Below are 21,961 nucleotides of genomic sequence, written 5' to 3' on the forward strand. Positions count from 1 at the left end.
CGTGTATTCCTGAGCCATGGCCGGCCTCCTTCTCCTCAGTCAGCAAGAAGCTCGTATCGAGCGCCCGTCCAATTTCATTTCTGTCCGCAAAGTTAGCCTCCGCGCATTTGATTGAGCATGGACTGAGCCTTGGGGCAGCCATCCTGTGTCGTGTCGGGGCCGAAGGTTACGGGTTCTTCGGCCCACGCCTTGTCGAGCGCCTCGAAGTCGTTGGGGTCATCATCCTTGAGCGAAAGCAAACTTCGGACAGCTGCCTGGTCGGCAGGCTTGTCCGAGATGGACAGCAAAGCGCCGAAAGCGGATCGGTAAGGGCTCTGGCGTTTCTTCAGTCTTTCGGAGATCGCCTCCAGGACATGGGCCGCTTCTCCAATGAGCGATGCTGCCTGCTCATCCGGGAGTATTGACAGAAACTCCAGGAAAACCGGCAGGTAGTCGGGGAGATCGCTGACCTCCATTTCAAGGCCATGTTCGCGATAGAGTTCAATCAGTCCGACCATCGCCGGCCCTCTTTCCCGGCTTTCTCCGTGTACATGTTCGTAGAGGTGAAGAGAAAGACTACGCGTGCGGTCGAACAAATCGACGTATGCGGACTGCACGTCATAGAGGTCACTTCCAGAGAGATAGTCGGCCAGTCTGCGTAGCGACGCCAGGATGCGGTCCGGCACCAGCCCTTCACCGCGGATAGCCTCAACGCAAACTCCAGCTTCCTTCTGGAGCATCGCCTCCGGATATGACATCAGGCGCGACAGTGCACGATAAGTAACGGCCATGGCCTAAATCTCCATCGGTGTTTTTGCGCGCGAGCGCTTGTCCTTGCCGAACAGGCCGACTTCCGTACGCCCGCCGGAGCAACCATTACCGAATGTGAAACCACACCCTCCGCGAAGGCCATCCGCATCTTCACTGGTCTCGCGATGGTTCGTCGGAATGACGAAACGATCTTCGTAATTCGCGATCGCCATGTAGCGGTACATTTCATCGATCTGTTGCGCCGTCAGTCCGACGCGCTCCGCAGTCGGATGGTCGATTACCCCTTCAACAGTCTTGGCGCGCATATACCTCCGCATCGCCATCATCCGCTCGAGCGCTGCGACAACAGGCTCCTCCTTGCCGGCAGTCAGAAGGTTGGCCAGGTACCGAACCGGAATGCGCATGGATGCGACGTCCGGCATCTCCGCATCGGTCTCGAGCGCTACGGCCGCCGCAGCCGACTGGATCGGCGAAAGCGGCGGGACATACCAGACCATGGGCAGCGTCCGGTATTCGGGATGCAGCGGGAATGCGACCTTCCACTCTATCGCCATCTTGTAGACGGGGCTTTGCTGCGCCGCCTTCAACCAGGCATCAGGTATGCCATCCGCACGGGCCTGAGCGATGACCGCCGGATCGTTCGGATCAAGGAACATGTCGATCTGGGCCTGGTATAGATCCTGTTCATCCGGCGTGCTGGCAGCCGCTTCGATCCTATCGGCATCATACAGAAGCACGCCAAGATAGCGGATCCGTCCCACGCAAGTCTCGGAACAGACTGTCGGCTGGCCGACCTCTATGCGCGGATAGCAGAAGGTACATTTTTCCGATTTTCCGCTCTCCCAATTATAATAAACTTTCTTGTAGGGACAGGCCGACACACACATTCGCCAGCCGCGACACTTGTCCTGGTCGATGAGTACAATGCCGTCTTCTTCGCGCTTGTAGATGGCTCCCGATGGGCAGGCAGCTACGCAGGTCGGGTTGAGGCAATGCTCGCAGAGCCTCGGCAGGTACATCATGAAGGTCTGCTCGAAAGCGCCGTAGATGGCTTTCTCGACACCTTCGAAGTTGTAGTCCTTGCTGCGCCCTTCGAACTCGCCGCCGAGAATTTCCTCCCAGTTCGGACCCCATTCGATTTTTTCCATTCGCTCGCCGGTGATCTTCGATCTCGGGCGCGCGGTCGGAAAGGCCTTCATCTCCGGAGCCGTCTGCAGATGCGCATAGTCGAAATCAAACGGCTCATAATAGTCGTCAATTTCAGGCAAATCCGGATTGGCAAATATCTTTGCCAGGATCCGCCACTTTGCCCCCATGCGCGGTTCGATCCGGCCGTTCTTTTTGCGTCGCCAGCCGCCATTCCAGCGCTTCTGGTTTTCCCAATCCTTGGGAAATCCTATCCCGGGCTTGGTCTCAACATTGTTGAACCAGGCGTATTCAACACCTTCGCGGCTGGTCCAGACATTCTTGCAGGTCACCGAACAGGTATGACACCCGATACATTTGTCGAGGTTCAGGACCATTCCAATCTGTGCACGGATCTTCATTGTGCGCCCTCCGTTTGAGCCGCAGGTGTTTCGAGCCAGTCAACCTTCGACATCTTACGTAGGATGATGAACTCATCGCGGTTTGACCCGACGGTGCCGTAATAATTGAACCCGTAGGCGAGCTGAGCGTAACCGCCGATCATGTGCGTTGGCTTGAGAATTGCTCGCGTCACTGAATTGTGGATGCCGCCGCGCTTGCCGGTAATCTCGGATCCCGGCGTGTTAACGATCTTCTCCTGAGCGTGATACATGAACATCGTGCCTTCGCGGATTCTCTGAGAGACCACGGCCCGCGCTGTCAGCGCACCATTCGCATTGAAGACTTCGACCCAGTCATTGTCGACGAGGCCCGCCTTCTTGGCGTCCGTCTCTGAAACCCAAACGACGGGTCCGCCGCGATTGAGCGTCAGCATCAGGAGGTTGTCAGTGTAGGTAGAGTGGATGCCCCATTTCTGGTGCGGGGTAATGAAGTTGAGTGTGATCTCCGGGTTACCGTTGGGTTTGTCGCCTTTGACATGGAGGGTCTTCAGATCGACAGGCGGCTTGTAGACCACCAGCGTCTCGCCGAATGCCCTCATCCAGTCATGATCCTGATATAGTTGCTGACGCCCTGTCAGAGTGCGCCAGGGGATCAGCTCATGCACATTGGTATAACCGGCATTGTAGCTGACATGCTCACTCTCGATGCCGGACCAGATCGGCGACGAGATGATCTTGCGTGGCTGAGCCACGATGTCCCGGAACCGGATCTTTTCGTCTTCCTTGGGAATGGCGAGATGCGCATGTTCTCTGCCGGTTTGCTTTTCGAGCGATTTCCACGCCTTGACTGCCACTTCGCCGTTGGTCTCTGGCGCCAGCATGAGAATGATCTCGCAGGCATCTATATCGCTCTCTATCCGGGGTCTTCCCCTGGAGACCGTGTCATTGAGCACCTTGCCATTCAGCGAGGCGAGCTTTTCGACTTCATCCGCCGTGTTCCAGCCTATCCCCTTTCCACCATTACCGAGCTTGTCCAGGAGCGGTCCCAGCGCGGTGAATTTCGCATAGATCTGGCTGTAGTCTCGTTCAACAGCGACGACAGAAGGCATTGTTTTACCCGGGATCGGGTCGCACTCGCCCGCATACCAGTCCTTTACGCCGTGTGCCTGCGCCAGCTCTCCGGCACTATCATGCTGGATCGGTATCAGGACGACATCGGTTTCCACCCCGAGAACTTCAGGCGCGACTTCTGAAAAACTCTTTGCAAGACCCTTGAAGATTTCCCAATCCGACCGGCTTTCCCAGGCAGGATCCACGGCCGCGCCGAGCGGGTGAATGAAGGGGTGCATATCGGACGTGTTGAGATCGTTTTTCTCGTACCAGGTCGCCGTAGGCAGGACGATGTCGGAATAGACCGCAGTCGTCGACATACGAAAGTCGATACACACCAATAGGTCGAGCTTCCCGCGCGGCGCCTCATCGTGCCACTTCACCTGGCGCGGCTTGTCTCGACCCATTTCACCAAGGTCCTTGCCCTGAACGCCATGATCGGTGCCAAGCAGATGTTTCAGGAAATACTCATGACCTTTGCCGGACGACCCAAGAAGGTTGGAGCGCCAGACGAACATGTTGCGAGGCCAGTTGTGCGGATCGTCCGGGTCCATGCAGGACATTTCAAGTTCACCGGACTTCAGCGCCTGCGCGACATAGTCCTTCGCATCAGTGCCGGCCGCCTTCGCCCGATCCGCAATCTCCAACGGATTGACCTTCAGCGCTGGCGCTGAAGGCAGCCAGCCCATGCGCTCAGCCTTGGCATTGTAGTCGATGAAGCTCCCTGCCCAATCGCCGGCATCCGCAGTCGGCGACAGGATTTCTTCAACGGGAACCGTCTCATAACGCCACTGATCGGTATGCGCGTAAAAGAACGAAGTCGAGTTCTGCTGGCGCGGCGGACGGACCCAATCGGTCGCAAAGGCCAGAGGCGCCCAACCGGTCTGCGGGCGAAGTTTTTCCTGGCCCACATAGTGCGACCAGCCGCCGCCAGACTGACCGATGCAACCGCACAGGACGAGCATGTTGATCACGGCGCGGTAGTTCATGTCCATGTGATACCAGTGGTTCATGCCAGCGCCGATGATGACCATAGACTTGCCATTGGTCTTCTCGGCGTTGGTGGCAAAACCGCGGGCCGTTGCAATAATATTCTCGCGTGAAACAGAGGTGATCTCCTCCGCCCAGGCAGGCGTGTAGGGCTCCATATCATCATAGCCAGCGGCCAGATGCTCTCCGCCATAGCCTTGATCGACACCATAATTGGCCATCAGCAAGTCATAGACGCATGCCACCAGCGCCTGCGAGCCATCGGCGAGCTTGACCTTCTTGACCGGAATATTCCGTGTCAGGACACTCGGGTGGTCCGTCGAAGCGAACCCATTGGACGCCGTGTTTGCGAAATACGGAAACCGGACCTTCGCGATCTCATCCTCGATGCCCTTCAGGCCAAGGCGAAGTACCGTTTCCGCGCCACCAGCCTCACGTTCCTCAAGGTTCCACTTGCCATCCTCGCCCCAGCGGAAGCCAATCGATCCATTCGGCACAACGATTTTGCCGGTCTTTTCGTCAAGCGCGACGGTCTTCCAATCGGGATTGTTGCTCTCCCCAAGAGCGTCATCAAAATCAGCGGCGCGCAAAAGCTGTTGAGGTACAAACCCATCCTCCTGCGGGACAAGACGGACAAGAAGAGGTAAATCTGTGTACTGACGTACGTAGTCCCGGAAATAGGGCACCTGCCGGTCCCGGTGGTATTCGGTCAGGATAACGTGACCGAATGCCATGCCAAGCGCCGCATCGGTTCCCTGCTTTGCCGCCAGCCAGAGATCGGAGAATTTGGATGCTTCGGAATAGTCCGGGCAGATGACGACCGACTTCACCCCTTTGTAGCGCGCTTCCGTATAGAAGTGCGCGTCCGGGGTGCGGGTCTGAGGAACATTCGACCCCCACAAGATCAGGAAATTGGAATTGTACCAGTCTGCACTTTCGGCAACATCCGTCTGTTCGCCCCAGGTTTGCGGACTCGCCGGTGGCAGATCGCAGTACCAGTCATAGAACGAACCCGTTACGCCGCCGATCAGTTGGAGATAGCGAGCCCCGGCCGCGTAGGAGACCATCGACATGGCCGGGATCGGAGAGAAACCAAAGACGCGGTCCGGGCCCCACTTACGGATCGTATGTGCGTTCGCTGCCGCGATGATCTCATTCACTTCGTCCCAGTGGGCGCGCACAAAACCACCCATGCCGCGACGTGTGACATATTCCTCACGTTTGGCAGGATCATCCTGGATGGACTTCCATGCCGCGACCGGCGGCAAAGACTTCCGCGCTTCCCGCCACGCCCGGAGAAGACGGGCACGAACAAGTGGATATTTGACCCGGTTCGCGGAGTAGAGATACCAGCTATAGCTGGCGCCGCGCGCACATCCCCGCGGTTCATGATTGGGCAGGTCGTCGCGCGTACGCGGGTAGTCTGTCTGCTGTGTTTCCCAAGTGACAATACCGCCCTTGACGTAGATTTTCCACGAGCAGGATCCAGTGCAGTTCACGCCATGTGTAGACCGGACAATCTTGTCATGGCGCCAGCGGTTCCGGTAGGCCTCCTCCCAGGTGCGATCTTCGTCGCTGAGAACGCCGTGCCCTTCGGAAAAGATCTCTGTTGGCCTGCGAAAGAAGGTAAGGCGGTCAAGTGTATGGCTCATGATATTCTTCCCTTCATTCAGCTTGGGCGGGGGAAAGCTTTGGCGCGCGGCCGCTTTCAACGTCGAACAGGAGTCCGCCTGGCCGGACATAGACAAACCAGGTGATCAGCAGGCAGGAAACGTAGAAGGCGAGGAAAGCGTAGAGGGCTGTGGCGGCACTCCCGGTTGCCGCCAGAGACATGCCGAAACTCTTCGGAATGAAGAAGGCGCCATAGGCGGCAATCGCGCTTGTGAAGCCTGTGATCGCGGCGCTTTCCTTTTCAGACTGACGCAGCAGCACGTCACCTTTGAGGTGAGGCTCAAGACGTGCAATTTCCTTTCGCATGATCGCCGGGATCATCTGGAAGGTCGAAGCGTTGCCGACGCCGGTCGCGAAGAAGAGGACAATGAAGCAGGCAAAAAATCCCGCAAAGGCCCCCGGCTGGTCCTTGTTTCCGAGGAAATACAGCACACCCACCGTGCCCGCCATCATCATCAGGAACACAACCATCGTCACGCGCGCACCACCAAACCGGTCGGAGATCCATCCCGTGAGTGACCTCGAAAGAGCGCCGACAAGCGGTCCCAGAAAGGCGATCTGAAGTACGTTGACTTCCGGGAACTGCGTTTTTGTCAGAAGCGGGAACGCCGCCGAAAAACCGATGAAAGATCCGAAGGTACCGGTATAGAGCCAGCACATGATCCAGTTGTGGGAGCGGCTGAAAATGACCGCCTGGTCCGCGAAGGATGCCTTGGCCGTGGACAGATCATTCATGCCGAACCAGGCGGCGAAGGCGCTCAGGGCGATGAAGGGCACCCAGATGAACCCGGCATTCTGGAGAAACAGTTTCTCGCCGGTATCAGCAATCTGCGGATTGCCACCCAGCGCACCGAAGACGCCCACAGTGATGATGATCGGGATTAGGAACTGCATGGCGCTGACGCCTAGATTTCCAAGTCCGGCATTCATGGCGAGCGCATTGCCCTTTTCCTTTTTGGGAAAGAAGAAGCCGATGTTTGACATTGAGGATGCAAAGTTGCCGCCGCCAAAGCCGCACAGGAGCGCGAGCGCCAGCATGATCCAGTAAGGCGTTTCGGGGCTCTGCACCGCAAAGCCGATGCCGAACGCCGGGATCATGAGCGACCAGGTCGTCAGGGTCGTCCAGAGTCGGCCGCCAAATACGGGCACCATGAAGCTGTAGAATATCCGTAGCGTCGCTCCCGACAGACCTGGGAGGGCGGCAAGCCAGAACAGCTGGTCCGTGGTGTAGGAGAATCCGATCTGCGGCATCTTGGCGACGACGACTGACCAGACCATCCATACGGCGAAAGACAGGAACAGCGCCGGAACGGAGAGCCAGAGATTTCGAGATGCAATCTTCTTTCCTGTGGTCGCCCAGAATTCCGGATCTTCCGGCCGCCAGTCCTCGATCAGCTTGGGCGCCAGCGCGCGGGCTTCCTTCTCGCCATGGATCGGTTGCATCTCAGGGAGTTGGGGAAGCGCATCCAGCGTTGCGCCGGCCGCCTGACGCTCCATGTGCCGGATGGCGAAATGCATCCAGATGAGCGAAACCGACACAACCAGGAATAGAAGCATGAAACAGCTTGTCCATATTCCCGTCAGGTCATTGAGCAGCCCAAAGACGATTGGCATGATGAACCCGCCAAGCCCGCCCATCAGGCCGACCAAGCCCCCAACCGCACCCACATCCTTAGGGTAATAGACCGGTATGTGTTTGTAGACCGCCGCCTTGCCGAGGCTCATGAAGAAGCCGAGCACGAAGATCGCTACCACGAAAGTGATCGGTCCTGTTGCCAGCCGGAAGCTGATCGGCCCACTAATGCCGTCAACCACATAGGACGTCGGCGGATAGGACAGGAAGAAAGTGACCACCACCGAAACCAGAAAGGTCCAGTACATGACTGTCCGTGCACCAACCTTGTCCGACAGGTGGCCTCCATACACCCTGAAGACCGAGGCCGGGATCGAATAAGCCGCCGCCAGCATGCCTGCTGTCTTTATGTCAAATCCGTAGACACCGATCAGGTAGTGCGGCAGCCAGAGCGCGAGCGCCACAAACGCGCCAAACACAAAAAAGTAATAGAGTGAGAAGCGCCAAACCTGAACGTTGCGAAGAGGCTCGAACTGAGACGCAAAACTGCGGGGACGCGCCCCTGAACGCCGGCGGGCGGCAAGTTCGGGCTCATCCTTTGTAAACAAGAAGAAGATGATCGCGACGGCGACCAGCGCCAGTGCCCAGACATTGGCTACGCCTTCCCAGCCGATCGCAGCCATGACGAGCGGCGCTGCAAACTTGGTGACAGCCGCGCCGACATTCCCGGCACCGACGATGCCAAGGGCAGTGCCTTGCTTTTCAGGCGGAAAGAATTTCGAGACATAAGTGATCGAAACGGAGAAGGAGCCGCCGGCAATGCCAATGGCAAGAGCAGCCAGCAGGAACTGCGGATAGGTGGTGGCAAAGGTCAGGAGCCAGGTGGCGAGTGCGGAGAGGAGCATGACCAGGAGATTGACGACCCGTCCGCCATACTGGTCAGCCCAGATGCCGAGAAACAGGCGAGACAGCGAACCGGTCAGGATCGGCGTTCCGACAAGCAAGCCGAACTGCGTCTCCGTGAGGCCAAGATCTTTCTGTATCTGCACGCCCACAATTGCGAAGATTGTCCAGACCGCAAAACAGGCAGTAAAGGCGAATGTCGTCAGGCCGAGGGCGGTATTTGCACCTTTGACGGATGGTCCAGCGGCAGATGTCATGGATGCACTTCCCCTGAAAGCGCCCGAAATTTCCGAAGCGCCCCAAAGGTGTCACTCGCCGGAGGCGCGAACCTTGATATTTGTGTAGCCAACGCTTGGCGGATGTCCGTCCACCTGCGCAACTTGAGATCAATCTTGCTTGGCCTGATCAGAGGAGGGTTCGCTCATGATTTCATGCGCGCATCTTTGTGACCGTTGCAATTGATGTGATTGACTTTTATCAAGCGACGATTAGGGTGAATGAGGTCACGAACCAGTCTTACGCAGAATCGTCATGTGGACGACTCGCCTGCAGCGCGACCGGGGATCTCACATGCCTTTGAAGCCATCAGACGCCGCGCACGTCCGGAACCTTTCCCTCTTTCGGTCAGCCAGCGACCAGACCTTTGAAAGGGCAATTACAGGTGCCTTCCTGCAGAAGTTTCCAGCCGGGACAACCCTGCTGATGGAAGGCGACTCGGTCGATTTTCTTTACATCCTGTTGGAAGGATCGGTCGAACTGGGCGCTGGCTGGAAATCCCGGGATACGACGCTGGCTGTCCTCAGACCCGTATCTACTTTTATCCTCGCCGCCGTCGTGCTTGATGCCGACGCGCTCATGTCCGCCGTGACGCTTGAGCGATCCGAAATTCTCATGGTGCCAGGCGAGTCCCTTCGCCGCGCAATGAAGGAGGACGCAGAATTCTGCTTCGCCGTCTCCGAAGAGCTCGCCGGTTGCTATCGGGGGCTCGTCCGCTCGATCAAGAATCAGAAGTTGCGGGATTCGACAGAACGGCTCGCAAACTATCTGCTGACCCAACGCGCCCAGCAGGGAGGCAAGACTGAGATCGTGCTTCCGCATGAAAAACGTGTGCTGGCATCGCTTCTGGGGATGAGCCCGGAAAACCTGTCGCGCGCCTTCTCGAAACTACAGGCACAGGGCGTCACCGTAGTGGGTGCTCAAGTGCGACTGGACAAGACGGCGGCGCTTGAGAGATTCGCGCGTCCCAGCCTCCTCATAGACAATCATTACGCCCAGCCCAGAAATGAACTCGGCAAGGCATATACAGAGCGTCAGAAAGGGCTGCTCGACAGAGAACCCGGGGTTTAGCCGCCCGTCTGCGCAAGATTCAGAATATCGCCAGGATCGGCCGCGTGGAGCGCGTGCGAGGCCGGTTTGAACGCAAGCGCATCGGCAACGCGCTGTTGGAGAGCGCTCCTCTGCTCGTCAGACGCCAGAAGGTCCCTCAGATCGCGGCCACCTTGACCAAAGAGACAGAGCCGAAGTTGCCCACGCGCCGTCACCCTGAGCCGGTTGCACCCGTAACAGAAACCAGGCGCATAGGGCGCTATGACCCCGATACGGCCAGCATGACCGGGATGACAATACTCGATTGCCGGCCCGTCGTCTCTGCCGCGTGGTCGCGGTGTCCAGCCCCTGTCTTCGAGCCATCTGCCAAGAATCTGGCCACTCACATGCTGGTCTTCAAAGAATGCTCGGTTGTCGCCGGTTCGCATCAGCTCGATGAAACGAATCGCAATGGGGCGATACCTGACAAATTCGGTCCAAGCTGAAAAATCCGTATCCAGAGCATCTCGCAACAAAACGGCGTTGATCTTGACCGCCTTGAGCGGAAGCGTTTGGGCGCGCTCAAGGCCTGCGAGCACATCCTCGAGGCGGTCATGCCCGGTAATCTTCCTGAACGTTTCCCGTTCAAGGGCATCGACGCTGACATTGAGATGGGTGAGGCCCGACGCAACCCAATTGTCGATATGGCGCGACAGGTTCCAGCCATTGGTTGTGAGGGCAACCTTGTCGATGCCTGACTGCGCTGCGACCCGGGCGATCAGGCCCCCGATATCCTTTCGTACCGTCGGTTCACCGCCTGTCAGGCGGACCTTTCCGATCCCCAGCCCGGAAAAAGCGCTGACCAGGCGCCCGATCTCGTCCATGGACAGAAAATCCATAGACCCGGCTTTCTGGAAGCCATTGGGGAGACAATAGGTGCAACGGAAATTGCAGACTTCGGTCACTGATAGCCGCAGGTATCTGAACCTGCGTCCAAAGGCATCCGTCGCAGCTGCGCCGGGAACTGTCATCGCAAGGCTCCTTTCCAAGCACGGGAGGCGGCAGGGTTTCCCGCTGCTACCCACGGCCGGAGTGCCTTGACGCAGAAAGGAGGCGTTTTAGGCGGGCCGGCTCGGAGCAATTTTGTTTAGAGTAGGGTGCCGACCCTTTTCTGTCTTTGACCTACCGGACGCTGACAATTGATGTGCGTCAAGGCGCACGCTCTGGCGCATCAAGCCGACCTCGCAGGACGGGGCGCAAGAAGCCTTGGACCATAGAGCAGCGCAAATCCCACAAAGGCGGTGGACCATAGAACAGCTGCGGCGTAGTTGGCCTGCATCTGGGCAGGATATTCCATAAAGGCTGCCGCAACGCGCGTTCCCGCCGCGAGGTTGATCAGAACATAAATGAGGCAGGTCCCGGAGCCTGCTGTCAGGGCCCGGCCAGTATGCCCAAGGCTGGACCTTGTCATCACCGCAAGGGTCATCACACCGACAGCGCCCGCACCGGCTGCGTGGAGGCCGGCCACCGACGGCACATGGGACGGCAACAGGCCATTGAGCCCCATCAGGACGAGGGCCAGCGCGGCCCACGCATACCCCACATGCAGGATGAGCACGAGCGGTTCGGCCAATGTGCGCTCGCCGCGCCAACGGGACAGACGTACCCCGTTTAAGATCCCAGCAACCAGTAAAGCACCGCCACTCATGGACGACGGCCCCAAAGCCGACCATGCCGCGAGCGAAAGCAATGAGACTGCCAGCGCGACGGAATCAAAGCGTCCTTCAGGTTCGGGAAGCGGCCCGCCCTGCCGGGCGAGCCAGTTGCGTGTAAAGCTTGGCGTAATGCGTCCTCCGATCAGGAGGATCAAAAAGACCAGCACGGCGAGACCAGTCCGGATCGCTGTCTGCGGCAAACCGCCTGCATTCAGGGAAGCCCAATGAAAGGCGATATTCGCAAGCGCCATCACCGTCACAGCTGCTGCGACCTTGAGATTCCGCGTATTCTTTCCGGCAATCACTTCTCGCCACACGACAAGAGCGAAGAGGACCAGAAACGCAGGCTCAACAATCGCTGGCAGCCAGGCAGGGCCCGGCTGCAACAGCATCATGATCCGTCCGGCCAGCCATATAACGACCAGCAGAATCAGCGGCGCGCCACAGACGGGAAGGCGACCGGTCCAGTTTGGAATGGCGGTCAGGAGGAACCCTGCCACAATCGCCGATCCGTAACCGAACACCAGTTCATGGACATGGAAGGTGAGACCCGCTCTCACCGGAAGCGTATCCGGGCCGAGCGCATAGGTCAGGATCCAGAGCGGCACGGAAACCGCCGCCCATATCGCACCCAGAAGAAAGAATGGGCGGAAGCCGAAGCTGAACAGGGCCGGCCCCCTGTATGCGCGGATCTGCTCAGCTGATGTTGCCACGTGCAGGTTTCCTTCTTTGATTTTAGCCGCATTTGGAGTGGCCACATTCAAGGCAAGTGTCGCTGCCTTCCTTCCGGATCAGGGCTTTCTGTCCACATCCCGGATAACAAGAAGCATCGTTCGCTATGCCTGACGAGGCGGGCTCCTGCTGCCTTGACAAAAAATCAGGAGACCGGCTTGATCCGGATCGAGATCAGACTGCGACGCCTCGCGTATAAGTGGCCATGTCGAAATAGTCGCGCCAGACCTTGATCTTTCCGTCTTGCATTTCGAACACACCGCAACAGGGAAGATCAACAGACCGCTCGCCAAGTTACGAGCGGTCAAGCCGCAATGAAGTCCCTCACTTTAGACGGATTGTCATTCATGTTGCCGATCTCCTTTCAAACAAAGTCTGCGGCTAAAGCAGCCGCACGATAAACCGGTCAAAACCTTATTGCGGGAACGTAGTCTCCAGCCTGAAAGGCACTCCCTCCTGACCGGAGTCGCACCAGCAGGTCTGCGTCAAGCAGGCTTGCCTGGCTGGAAGAGTCCTGGCTTCCGAGAGGCAAGGCACCTTCAGGCGTAATCCGTGCCCGGACGTATGTCTCTCGATCACCTGCCGCCGGGACGTCGGCGGCAAGGCGCCAGTCTTCGAAGGTTACACTTCTGGCGGCATCTCGCCCACACAGCCCGGCAAGCAGAGGCGCGAGAAGGAGCCGCGCCGTCACGAGCGCGGAGGTCGGGTTACCTGGAAGTCCCATCACAAGCCGGCCACGAATTCTGGCAAGCCAGACCGGCTTTCCGGGTTTGATGGCAACCCTCGGAAAGATGTAGTCCGGCGCCTCACCGAACATCGTTCGTGAAAGGTCCCGGTCCCCAACCGACGCGCCGCCGATCACAATGACGAGGTCTGCCTCCTCCAGGGCCGCAGCTGCCAGTTCCGAAAGCAAGCGGGTATCATCTGCGCTGCGCCTCGACCATAGAACGGCGCCGCCTTCTCTCCTGACAAAGGCTGCAATTCCGTAAGAAACGCTTTCGGGAATCGTACCAGGTATGCCGGCTGCGTTTCCCGGAGTGGCAAGTTCGTCCCCCGTTGCGATGATTGCAACGTTCGGCCGGACAAACACCCGCAGGACAGGCTGGTCGGCCGCAGCGGCTGTCGTCAGGGCGCGCCAGTCAAGCGGGCGTCCAGCTGGAACGAGTAGATCTCCCTCGCAGAAATCAGACCCTGCTATCCGAATGTTACGGCCCGGACCGTAAGGCCGGACGATGGCCACGCAATCGCCTTCCCGCTCGACGCTTTCCTGCACAATAACCCGGTCAGCGCCAACCGGTACGGGCGCACCGGTGAAGATGCGGAATGCAGAACGCGGGGGAAGCACTTGCCCTGGCGGCGTGCCAGCGGCCGACTCGCCTTCAAGGGGCAAACGAACAGGAAGGTCCCCGAGGTCACAGTCTCGTACCGCGTAACCGTCCATAGCCGACACATCCTGTCTCGGCATGGACAGGCGTGCGACGACAGGTTCGGCAAGCACCCGGTCTGCCGCATCGGCGAATGCGATCGTTTCCAAAGCGATCGGGGCGGCGATTTCCAGTACGCGGTGCAGCGCCTCATCAAAGCTGATCATCGCGCTGGCTCGCCGGCCGTCCAGTCACCCGACTTTCCTCCGCTCGTGACGTCCAGCCGGAACCCTGGCAAGTCCTCATCGAGCATGATCGGCAAGGCCAGCCGGGTTAGAGAAAGAGGGTGGCAGAGCGGGATGAGTTCATGCGTCCGCTTGGCCGCCATGATACCGGCGATCCCTGCCGTCGTAATGACCGCGCCCTTTGGCGCGCGCCGTTCCTTGGGGAATTGCAAGGTCGCGGACTGGGATCGGACTTTTCCTGTGGCAACAGCGCAGCGCAGTGTTACGTCCTTGCTGCCAACATCCACCATGTTTACGCACCCGTCTTCATCAAGATGGGTCAGTTTTGTCATGGGCAGACCCCTCTGTACCGCTCGATCTGACCGACCAGCGAACAAGGACGATAGCGGCTGTCGAGTTCGAAGGCGAAAACATGGTCCCAGGCGTCGCGGCAGGCTCCGGTTGACCCCGGCACACAGAAGATAAAGGTGTCTCCTGCCTGCCCGGCAAACGCGCGGGACTGCAGGGTCGAGACGCCGACCGTGCCCAGGCTCACCTGGTGGAACACGACGGAAAATCCGTCCATTTCCCGGCTGAAGAGGGGCTTGATCGCCTCGGGGGTCACGTCACGCGGCGAAAACCCCGTCCCTCCGGTCGTCAGCACGACATCGACCCCGGGATCGGCGATCCATTGGCCGACCGCTGATCGGATCTCGTCCACATCGTCTCTGACAATCCTTCTTTCAACAACGACATGACCGGCGCCCCGTGTGCGGTCTGCGAGCAGGGCTCCCGATGTGTCTGTTGCCTCCGTGCGCGTGTCCGATACCGTCAGCACAGCAAGGTTAAGTGGATAAAAGGCAAGCCCCTTATCAATCCCCGGCACTTTCTTCATTCCATCATCTCCCGATCCTGAGTGTCTCTGTCTGTTGATTCAATCCAGCGCTCACCGAAAGTCCCCTGTTCCTGCTTCCAGAAGACAGCCTCGGTCTTCAGCCGGGCCATGAGATAATCTGCCGCAAGAAATGCCTCGCGGCGACGATCGCTGGCGACCGCAACGAGGACAATGACCTCGCCCGGTGTCATGGCCCCGGCTCGCTGGACAACTGTCAGAGTGTGCAGATCGAACCGATTGAACCCTTCTGTCAATTCGCGAACCGGCACCATAAAGCGCGCTGGCGCCGACAAATGGCACCCGTCAAAACTGCAACCGTCCCACCGATAGCCACAGCGGCGGGTACCACTCCCTCACACACCAATCAGATACTCCACCGGGTACTGACACGCTAAGTCGGGCCGGCCGCAACGGCCCCGCCCCTTGCTCTGGATCAGGCGGCGACGGTCGCGGCATCCCACGCCCGTCACCGCCTGGGCTCGCGGGATCGGGGGCTTGGTCGGGAGATCAGGTGCGGCTAGATGTTGAACGTGTTGTAGACGGGGCCATGGCTGGCCAGGAACCGTTTGGCTGAGCCCTGCGACTTGAACTTCTGCTGCTTTCGCTCTCGTCGCCGGATGGCCAAGTGGGAGTTTTCAGCCCGGTTGTTCTCCCGCATTCCGCCTGGCTGGTGCCGTCCGGTGAGGCCAAGAATCCTGGCCGCGGTCCGATTGGACCGCGTACCATTCGGCAACGACCTTGCCCTTGAGGGCCCGCACGTGAAGCGCCAGGCGCCCGGCACTCCGCTCGCCGCCATCCTTCAGTTCGACCGTTTTTCCCGTCACGGACCCTGAGCGCATGGCCGCCTTGATCTGGGATTCGGTGATCATTCCGGTCCTTCTGCTAGCGGTAGTGCCGCCGGTTTCGCCTTCGAAAGGTGTGCATTTTGTTCTGCCGATCATATACCGTAGTCTTATAGAAGAGGCGGATAACGATGGTATTCAAAGGGCTTTCCGTGAACCTCAGTGAACCAGCGTGAACACACTACACATGAGACAGAACAACTGGACATGGGCGGCACTGCTGCTTTTGGCTTTTGTGGCGCTGCTGCTCTTCCTCAACAACCGCTTCCCGGGCGCGTTGCAGGGCGAGGACGCGCAAATGCGGCTGGTGCACAGCCTATTGCTGCTGGCGCTGGTGGGCGGCAGCGTGGTGCTGGGCTGGCGCGAGCGGGCGGGACTGGCGCTCAAGCAGGCGCTGATCTGGATTGCCATCGCGCTCGCCCTTGTCGTCGGTTACAGCTACAGCGACGTCTTTTCCGACATGGGCGACCGCACGCGCACGGCGCTGGTACCTTCGGCACCGGTTTCGAGCGAGCCGGGGACCGCCTATCTGTCGCGCAACCTCTCGGGCCACTTCCATGCCGACGGCCTGGTCAACGGCACGCATGTCAGGTTCATGGTCGATACCGGCGCCAGCGACATTGCGCTCAGCGCCACCGATGCGCAGCGCCTCGGCCTCGATCTCGACAGCCTGCGCTACACGACGCCCTATCAAACCGCCAATGGCACCATCTATGCCGCGCGCCTGACGCTCGATGAGGTCAGCATTGGTGCGATCCGGCTCAATAACGTGACCGCCTCGGTCTCACGCGAGGGGCTCGGGCAATCGCTGCTCGGCATGAGCTTTCTCGGCCGGCTTTCTTCCTTCGAGATCCGCGGCGAGCGGCTGGTCCTGCGCGAATAGCAGGGCTGCATGCGCGGCGAAAGCCCGCTATAACCGCCGCCAGCACCCTGCCTGCCGGAGATATCATGCCCCTGAAGCCGCGCGCCGACCTGAAGCCCAATACGCTTGAATTCGAGAACCTGCCGCTGGTCTCGCCCAACGGCTTTCGCGAATATGACGCGCGCTGGCTGTTCGAAAAGGAAATCAATCTTGTCGGCATCCAGGCACTGGGCCTGGGGCTCGGTACGCTGATCCATGAATTCGGCGTGCGCCCGGCGATCGCGGTCGGTCACGACTACCGCTCCTATTCGGTGTCGATCAAGCAGGCGTTGATCATCGGGCTCATGAATGCCGGCTGCGAGGTGCATGATATTGGCCTGGCGCTGTCGCCGGTTGCCTATTTCTCGCAATTCGCACTCGACGTGCCCTGCGTCGCGATGGTGACGGCGAGCCACAACGAGAATGGCTGGACCGGCGTCAAGATGGGCGCGCATCGCCCGCTGACGTTCGGCCCCGACGAGATGACGCGGCTGAAGGAAATCGTGCTCGGAGGGCTTGGCCTCCCCCGCGATGGCGGGCGCTATATTCGTGTGTCCGACATGGCGGCGCGCTACATCGCCGACCTGACCGAACGGCCGAAAATCAAACGCAAGCTGAAGGTCGTCGCGGCCTGCGGCAACGGCACGGCCGGCGCCTTTGCGCCGCAGGTGCTTGCCGGCATCGGCGTTGACGTTATCCCGCTCGATTGCGATCTCGACTATACCTTCCCGCGCTACAACCCCAATCCCGAAGACATGGAAATGCTCCATGCGCTGCGCGACAAGGTTCTGGAAACGGGTGCCGATATCGGTCTCGGATTTGACGGCGACGGCGACCGCTGCGGCGTCGTCGACGATACGGGCGAGGAGATATTCGCCGACAAGGTGGGCGTGATGCTGGCGCGGGACTTGTCCGCGCGTCATCCCAACGCGCAATTCGTGGTCGATGTGAAATCGACCGGGCTCTTTCTCACCGATCCGGTCCTGATCGCCAATGGCGCGAAAACGGATTACTGGAAGACCGGACATTCCTATATCAAGCGCCGCGCGCATGAACTCAATGCGCTGGTGGGCTTCGAAAAGTCTGGCCATTATTTTTTCAACCCGCCGATCGGGCGCGGCTATGACGATGGACTGGTTTCCGCCATCGCCATTTGCGACATGCTGGACCGCAATCCGGGAATGAAGATGTCGGATTTGCGCGAAGCGCTGCCGAAGACCTGGGGCTCGCCGACGATGTCGCCTTATTGCCCCGACGAAAAGAAATATGAAGTCGTTGAGCGGATGGTGAAGCTCTTTTCCGGCATGGCCGAGAAAGGCGAGAAGCTTATCGGCCAGAAAATCCGCGATGCGGTGACGGTCAACGGCGTGCGCGTGACGGTGGAAGACGGGACGTGGGGGCTGGTGCGCGCCTCATCGAACAAGCCCGGCCTCGTCGTCGTGGTCGAAAGCCCGGCGTCGGAAGCCAATATGCGGGCGATGTTTGCCGAGATCGACAAGCACCTTTCGGCACAGCCGGAAGTGGGCGCTTACGACCAGAAGATATAGCGACGTTTGCCGATAGCCGGAAGCGCCCGCGGCGCATCTTCAATTGACGTGCAAGGATCATTTCTCTCCAATACCTGGCGGGGGTCGCCTTGGCCTGATGCCAGGGTGCCAAAAGGGGGGAACGATTCATGCTGAGAAAATTATTCGCGCTCGTCTTCGTGGCGGGCTTTGCGACGGGCTGCGCGGTCGGGCAGAAAATCGACTACAGCCAACAATATTCGAGCATTCCGACGATCGCGCAGGGAACGACGCTGTCACTCGGTGTGCAGGACCTCCGCCCCTATGTCATTTCCGGCAAGAAGGAAGCGAATTTTGTCGGCGTCCAAAGAGGCGGGTATGGCAATCCGTTCGACGTGACCACGACCTCCGGCCGCCCGCTGGCCGAAGACTTGCTGCAGACCTTTACGAATACGTTCAGGAGTGCGGGTACCGTCGTCACCGGCACAACACTCGCCTCGTCATTGTCACCTGAAATGGCGGTCACGACTCTTTCCGAGAAGGGGTCGGAACGAATTCTCTATATCTCCTTCAAGGAATGGAAGAGCGACTCCTTTGCGAATTCCTGGGTGATCTATGATGTCACCGCGCGGATATACGACAGGAACGGAAAGATGCTCGGACAAAATCACCTGCAGGGGAAGGATGCGATCTCGTCAAGCGCCGCCATGGCCAAAAGCGATGCCAATAATTCAATAACCCAGGCGTTTCAGCAGAAGATCAAAGACCTGCTGGGTGGGCCGGAAATCATCGCAGCGCTTCAATAATGTCTCGCCGCCTCGATGTTCGAAGCTGGCTAGGGCGGCCAAAAATTCTGAACAGGCTCCGCACTTGCCCTTCGCATCTCTGCCGGTCACTCTCGCTCAAACGAGAGCTGCCGGAGACGTGGAGCCATGGGCGAGACATCAAGCGATGATCTGATCGACGCCGTCGACGCACTGCTGCCGGCGCTGTTGCAAGCGCTTGAAGCGCTGGGCTTTATTGCGCGGCACCTGCATCCGCCGCTGATCGGCGAGCTTGTCGAACAGATGGGGCCGGTCGAGGCGCGGCTCGCGGAAACGCGGGCGGCTTTCGATGCGGCCGTGTGGCCGGAACATCTCGTGCCGTTCCGCGATCACGTGCAAGGCGCGGCGGAAGCGGCGCGTTCGGCTTTCGCGACATTGCGCGCCGCGGGCGAAGCGCCGGCGGAAGCGGGCGGGCCGGTCTTCGGCGCCTATCGCGCCTTACGCTATCTGCCGCGCGCGATGGAGAGCCTTTACCCCGTCAGTGCCATGCTGCCGCCTGTGAGCCGCTTCTTTCTCAACCAGGCGAAGCGCGACGACGATGCGCTTGTCGCCGCGCTTGCCGAGGGTGCGACGCGCGAGGGAACCGGCGTTCATCATTTCGGCAACGACAAGGGACAGCGCGGCGGCTTCTCGCTTTATGTGCCGGAGAACTACGATGCTGCCCGCCCTCACCCGCTGATCGTCGCCTGCCACGGCGGCAGCGGGCACGGGCGCGGTTTCCTGTGGAGCTGGCTCAGCGATGCGCGCTCTTCAGGTGCGATCCTTCAGTCGCCAACATCGCTCGATGCCACATGGTCGCTGATGGAGCCGGAGCAGGACCGGGCATCGCTGGCGCGAATGATGGCGCATGTGGGCGAACGCTGGAATATCGACACGGGCCGCATTCTGCTGACCGGCATGAGCGACGGCGGCACCTTCACCTATCTTGCGGGGCTGGCTGGCGGGCCGTTCACGCATCTGGCGCCGGTGTCGTCGGCCTGGCATCCGATGCTGATGGGCATGGCCGATCCGGCGCGCATCGCGGACCTGCCCGTCTATATCGTGCATGGCGCGCGCGACTGGATGTTTGCCGCCGACATGGCACGGCTCGCCCATGCCGAACTTTCGGCGGCGGGCGCGCACGTTACCTATCGCGAGATCGCCGACCTGTCGCACACCTATCCGGCGGAAGAGAACGCGCGGGTGATCGACTGGTTTCTCGGCTAGCCGAAGAGTCGGTAAAACATCTGCAACGACGTCAGCGCGAGGAAAAGCGCGAAGGCGCGGATCAGCGCCTTGTGGCTGATCGCATGGGCGATGGTTGCCCCCCAGGGCGCGGCGAGGATCGAGAGCGGCATGATGAGCGCCAGGCCGATCAGGTTGACATAGCCGATGCTGAAAGGCGGCAGGCGCGGGTCATTCCAGCCGGCCCAGACGAAACCAATCATCGCCGGCACCGCGATCAACACGCCGAGGCCGGCCGACGTCGCCACCGCCTCGCGCGGGTTCTTGCCGTAGAGCGTCATGAAGGTGACGCCGAAGGTGCCGCCACCGATGCCCATCAGCGCCGAGAGGCCGCCGATGGCCGATGCCACCGGATATTGCACCGCCTTCGAGGGGAGTTGCGATCCGAGGCGCCAGCTTTCCTTGCCAAAGGCGAGATTGGCGGCGACGACGAGCGCAATGGTGGCGAAGACACCGGTCAGCGCATCGCCGCTGACCCAGGCCGCGATCGCCGTGCCGAGCACAACGCCGACAAGCACCGGCAACGCCCAATCGCGCAGCATCTGCCAGTCGACGACACCTTTTTTTGCGTGCGCGCGAACGGAGCGTATCGAGGTGAGGATGATGGTGCCGAGCGAAGTGCCGACCGCGAGGTGCATCCGCACGCCCTCGTCGATCCCCAGCAGCGTGAACACATGATAGAGCACCGGCACGATGACGATGCCGCCACCGACACCGAGAAGCCCCGCTAGGATACCGGCGATCAGGCCGGTGAAGACGAGGCCCGCGGCGAAGGGCGCGAGTTCCATCAGCGACATGGCGGCAATGTTCATTCGTGCGTGTACTTTCAGATCGGCCCGGGATCGGGCGCAGAGAACCGCTATTCGGCGGCGGAGAGGGTTTCAGTGACGGGCCCGCGCACCAGCGCCGCCGCTTCGCGAATGACCGCGACACCGGCACCCGGCCGCGGGGCGTTTTCGGAGAGGTGGCGACGGAAGGCGCGTGCGCCGGGACAGCCCTGAAAGAGGCCCAGGATGTGGCGGGTCATCGCATGCAGATGGGTGCCGCGCGCAAGCTCGCGTTCGACATAGGGGATAAAGTTTTCGATTACCTCATGCCGGGTAGGCAAGGGATGGTCGTCGCCGTAGAAAATCCGGTCCAGCTCGACCAGAATCCACGGGTTTTGATAGGCTGCGCGGCCGAGCATGACACCATCGACATGAGCAACATGCTCAACCATGCCGGAAACATGCTCGATGCCGCCATTGATGATAATTTCCATGTCCGGCATGGCACGCTTCAGCGCATAGACCAGGCCGTAGTCGAGCGGCGGTACGTCGCGGTTTTCCTTTGGCGACAGGCCTTCGAGCCAAGCCTTGCGCGCATGAACGATCAGCGACTTGCAGCCGGCCTCGCGCACGGCGCGCGCCATGGCCGGCAGGGCCTCGCGCGGTTCCTGCTCGTCAACGCCGATGCGGCATTTGACGGTGACCGGCACAGCCACGCAGGCCCGCATCGCCTCGACACAGCGCGCCACAAGCTCCGGCTCGCGCATCAGGCAGGCGCCGAAGCGGCCGGACTGCACACGGTCCGACGGGCAGCCGACATTGAGATTGATCTCGTCATAGCCGACAGCCGCGCCGATGCGGGCGCTCTCGGCGAGGTCTGCGGGATCGGAACCGCCGAGCTGAAGCGCCACCGGATGTTCCGCCGGATCGAAGCCCAGCAGGCGCTCGCGATCCCCGTGCAGCACCGCACCAGTCGTCACCATTTCGGTATAGAGCAGCGCATGGCGCGTGATAAGGCGCAGGAAGTACCGGTCGTGCCGGTCCGTCCAGTCCATCATCGGTGCGATGGAGACCTTTTTTCCCTTGTATTTCAACATTTTGATCTAATCACGGATCCTGGAATGGCCGGTCGTTTCGAGC

The 21,961-nt window shown here is 60.0% G+C and carries 19 protein-coding genes, 1 pseudogene and 1 riboswitch; of the genes and pseudogenes, 5 read left to right on the forward strand and 15 right to left on the reverse strand.

Annotated elements, in window-relative coordinates; translation table 11 throughout:
* Positions 1 to 92 precede the first annotated feature (92 nt).
* From narJ to Q7V31_RS05755, 4 genes are read right to left on the reverse strand one after another with little or no spacing between them, the layout of a single operon-like run.
* Positions 93 to 770, reverse strand: coding sequence for a nitrate reductase molybdenum cofactor assembly chaperone (gene narJ, locus Q7V31_RS05740; RefSeq protein WP_304732991.1), 678 nt, complete (start codon positions 768 to 770; stop codon positions 93 to 95).
* Positions 771 to 773: 3 nt separating this feature from the next.
* On the reverse strand, positions 774 to 2,297 hold the full coding sequence (narH, locus tag Q7V31_RS05745) for a nitrate reductase subunit beta (protein ID WP_304732993.1): 1,524 nt from the start codon (positions 2,295 to 2,297) through the stop codon (positions 774 to 776).
* Positions 2,294 to 6,028, reverse strand: a complete 3,735-nt coding sequence (locus Q7V31_RS05750) for a nitrate reductase subunit alpha (RefSeq protein ID WP_304732995.1) — start codon at positions 6,026 to 6,028, stop codon at positions 2,294 to 2,296. Before Q7V31_RS05750 ends, narH begins: the two co-directional genes overlap by 4 nt.
* Before the next feature lie 13 nt (positions 6,029 to 6,041).
* Entirely contained in the window at positions 6,042 to 8,780 is a 2,739-nt protein-coding gene (locus Q7V31_RS05755) for an MFS transporter (protein ID WP_304732997.1), read from the reverse strand.
* A 313-nt stretch (positions 8,781 to 9,093) separates the two neighbouring features.
* Here Q7V31_RS05755 and Q7V31_RS05760 point away from each other — a divergent pair, with 313 nt between their 5' ends.
* The gene (locus tag Q7V31_RS05760; RefSeq protein ID WP_304732999.1) at positions 9,094 to 9,870 is read left to right on the forward strand and encodes a cyclic nucleotide-binding domain-containing protein; all 777 of its coding nucleotides are present in this window, start codon (positions 9,094 to 9,096) and stop codon (positions 9,868 to 9,870) included.
* Here the strand turns inward: Q7V31_RS05760 and moaA are convergent.
* From moaA to Q7V31_RS05795, 9 genes and pseudogenes are all read right to left on the reverse strand, one after another.
* Positions 9,867 to 10,859, reverse strand: coding sequence for a GTP 3',8-cyclase MoaA (gene moaA, locus Q7V31_RS05765; RefSeq protein WP_304733000.1), 993 nt, complete (start codon positions 10,857 to 10,859; stop codon positions 9,867 to 9,869). The genes Q7V31_RS05760 and moaA overlap by 4 nt on opposite strands.
* A riboswitch (molybdenum cofactor riboswitch) is annotated at positions 10,851 to 10,978 on the reverse strand. It overlaps the preceding gene by 9 nt.
* An 81-nt stretch (positions 10,979 to 11,059) precedes the next feature.
* Entirely contained in the window at positions 11,060 to 12,301 is a 1,242-nt protein-coding gene (locus Q7V31_RS05770) for an NnrS family protein (RefSeq protein WP_304733949.1), read from the reverse strand.
* Between the two features lie 148 nt (positions 12,302 to 12,449).
* A pseudogene (locus tag Q7V31_RS17340) lies at positions 12,450 to 12,554 on the reverse strand (limonene-1,2-epoxide hydrolase family protein); the annotation flags it as partial.
* A gap of 127 nt (positions 12,555 to 12,681) precedes the next feature.
* Complete coding sequence (locus Q7V31_RS05775) at positions 12,682 to 13,866, reverse strand: molybdopterin molybdotransferase MoeA (RefSeq protein WP_304733002.1); 1,185 nt, start codon at positions 13,864 to 13,866, stop codon at positions 12,682 to 12,684.
* Entirely contained in the window at positions 13,863 to 14,216 is a 354-nt protein-coding gene (locus Q7V31_RS05780) for a cyclic pyranopterin monophosphate synthase MoaC (protein ID WP_304733004.1), read from the reverse strand. The genes Q7V31_RS05775 and Q7V31_RS05780 overlap by 4 nt, the downstream gene beginning before the upstream one ends.
* Complete coding sequence (moaB, locus tag Q7V31_RS05785; protein ID WP_304733006.1) at positions 14,213 to 14,758, reverse strand: molybdenum cofactor biosynthesis protein B; 546 nt, start codon at positions 14,756 to 14,758, stop codon at positions 14,213 to 14,215. Before moaB ends, Q7V31_RS05780 begins: the two co-directional genes overlap by 4 nt.
* Positions 14,755 to 15,030 carry a molybdenum cofactor biosynthesis protein MoaE gene (locus Q7V31_RS05790; protein ID WP_304733008.1) on the reverse strand — a complete coding sequence of 92 codons (276 nt, stop codon included), beginning with the start codon at positions 15,028 to 15,030 and terminating at the stop codon, positions 14,755 to 14,757. The genes moaB and Q7V31_RS05790 overlap by 4 nt, the downstream gene beginning before the upstream one ends.
* Before the next feature lie 245 nt (positions 15,031 to 15,275).
* The gene (locus Q7V31_RS17345) at positions 15,276 to 15,416 is read right to left on the reverse strand and encodes a DDE-type integrase/transposase/recombinase (protein WP_370690632.1); all 141 of its coding nucleotides are present in this window, start codon (positions 15,414 to 15,416) and stop codon (positions 15,276 to 15,278) included.
* Positions 15,394 to 15,627 carry a hypothetical protein gene (locus Q7V31_RS05795; protein ID WP_304733010.1) on the reverse strand — a complete coding sequence of 78 codons (234 nt, stop codon included), beginning with the start codon at positions 15,625 to 15,627 and terminating at the stop codon, positions 15,394 to 15,396. Before Q7V31_RS05795 ends, Q7V31_RS17345 begins: the two co-directional genes overlap by 23 nt.
* A gap of 160 nt (positions 15,628 to 15,787) precedes the next feature.
* Here Q7V31_RS05795 and Q7V31_RS05800 point away from each other — a divergent pair, with 160 nt between their 5' ends.
* The 4 genes from Q7V31_RS05800 (at position 15,788) to Q7V31_RS05815 (ending at position 20,036) form a co-directional block, all read left to right on the forward strand.
* Entirely contained in the window at positions 15,788 to 16,483 is a 696-nt protein-coding gene (locus Q7V31_RS05800) for a TIGR02281 family clan AA aspartic protease (protein ID WP_304733012.1), read from the forward strand.
* A gap of 65 nt (positions 16,484 to 16,548) precedes the next feature.
* The gene (locus tag Q7V31_RS05805) at positions 16,549 to 18,048 is read left to right on the forward strand and encodes a phosphomannomutase/phosphoglucomutase (RefSeq protein WP_304733014.1); all 1,500 of its coding nucleotides are present in this window, start codon (positions 16,549 to 16,551) and stop codon (positions 18,046 to 18,048) included.
* A 128-nt stretch (positions 18,049 to 18,176) separates the two neighbouring features.
* On the forward strand, positions 18,177 to 18,812 hold the full coding sequence (locus Q7V31_RS05810) for a hypothetical protein (RefSeq protein ID WP_304733015.1): 636 nt from the start codon (positions 18,177 to 18,179) through the stop codon (positions 18,810 to 18,812).
* A gap of 126 nt (positions 18,813 to 18,938) precedes the next feature.
* Complete coding sequence (locus tag Q7V31_RS05815) at positions 18,939 to 20,036, forward strand: phospholipase (RefSeq protein WP_304733017.1); 1,098 nt, start codon at positions 18,939 to 18,941, stop codon at positions 20,034 to 20,036.
* On the opposite strand, the gene Q7V31_RS05820 is transcribed toward Q7V31_RS05815, so the two are convergent.
* Positions 20,033 to 20,866, reverse strand: coding sequence for a sulfite exporter TauE/SafE family protein (locus Q7V31_RS05820; protein ID WP_304733019.1), 834 nt, complete (start codon positions 20,864 to 20,866; stop codon positions 20,033 to 20,035). The genes Q7V31_RS05815 and Q7V31_RS05820 overlap by 4 nt on opposite strands.
* A gap of 47 nt (positions 20,867 to 20,913) precedes the next feature.
* The gene (gene dusA / locus Q7V31_RS05825; RefSeq protein WP_304733021.1) at positions 20,914 to 21,918 is read right to left on the reverse strand and encodes a tRNA dihydrouridine(20/20a) synthase DusA; all 1,005 of its coding nucleotides are present in this window, start codon (positions 21,916 to 21,918) and stop codon (positions 20,914 to 20,916) included.
* Positions 21,919 to 21,961: the final 43 nt, after the last annotated feature.

The sequence above is a fragment of the Parvibaculum sp. genome, assembly GCF_030651915.1.
Lineage (GTDB): Bacteria > Pseudomonadota > Alphaproteobacteria > Parvibaculales > Parvibaculaceae > Parvibaculum.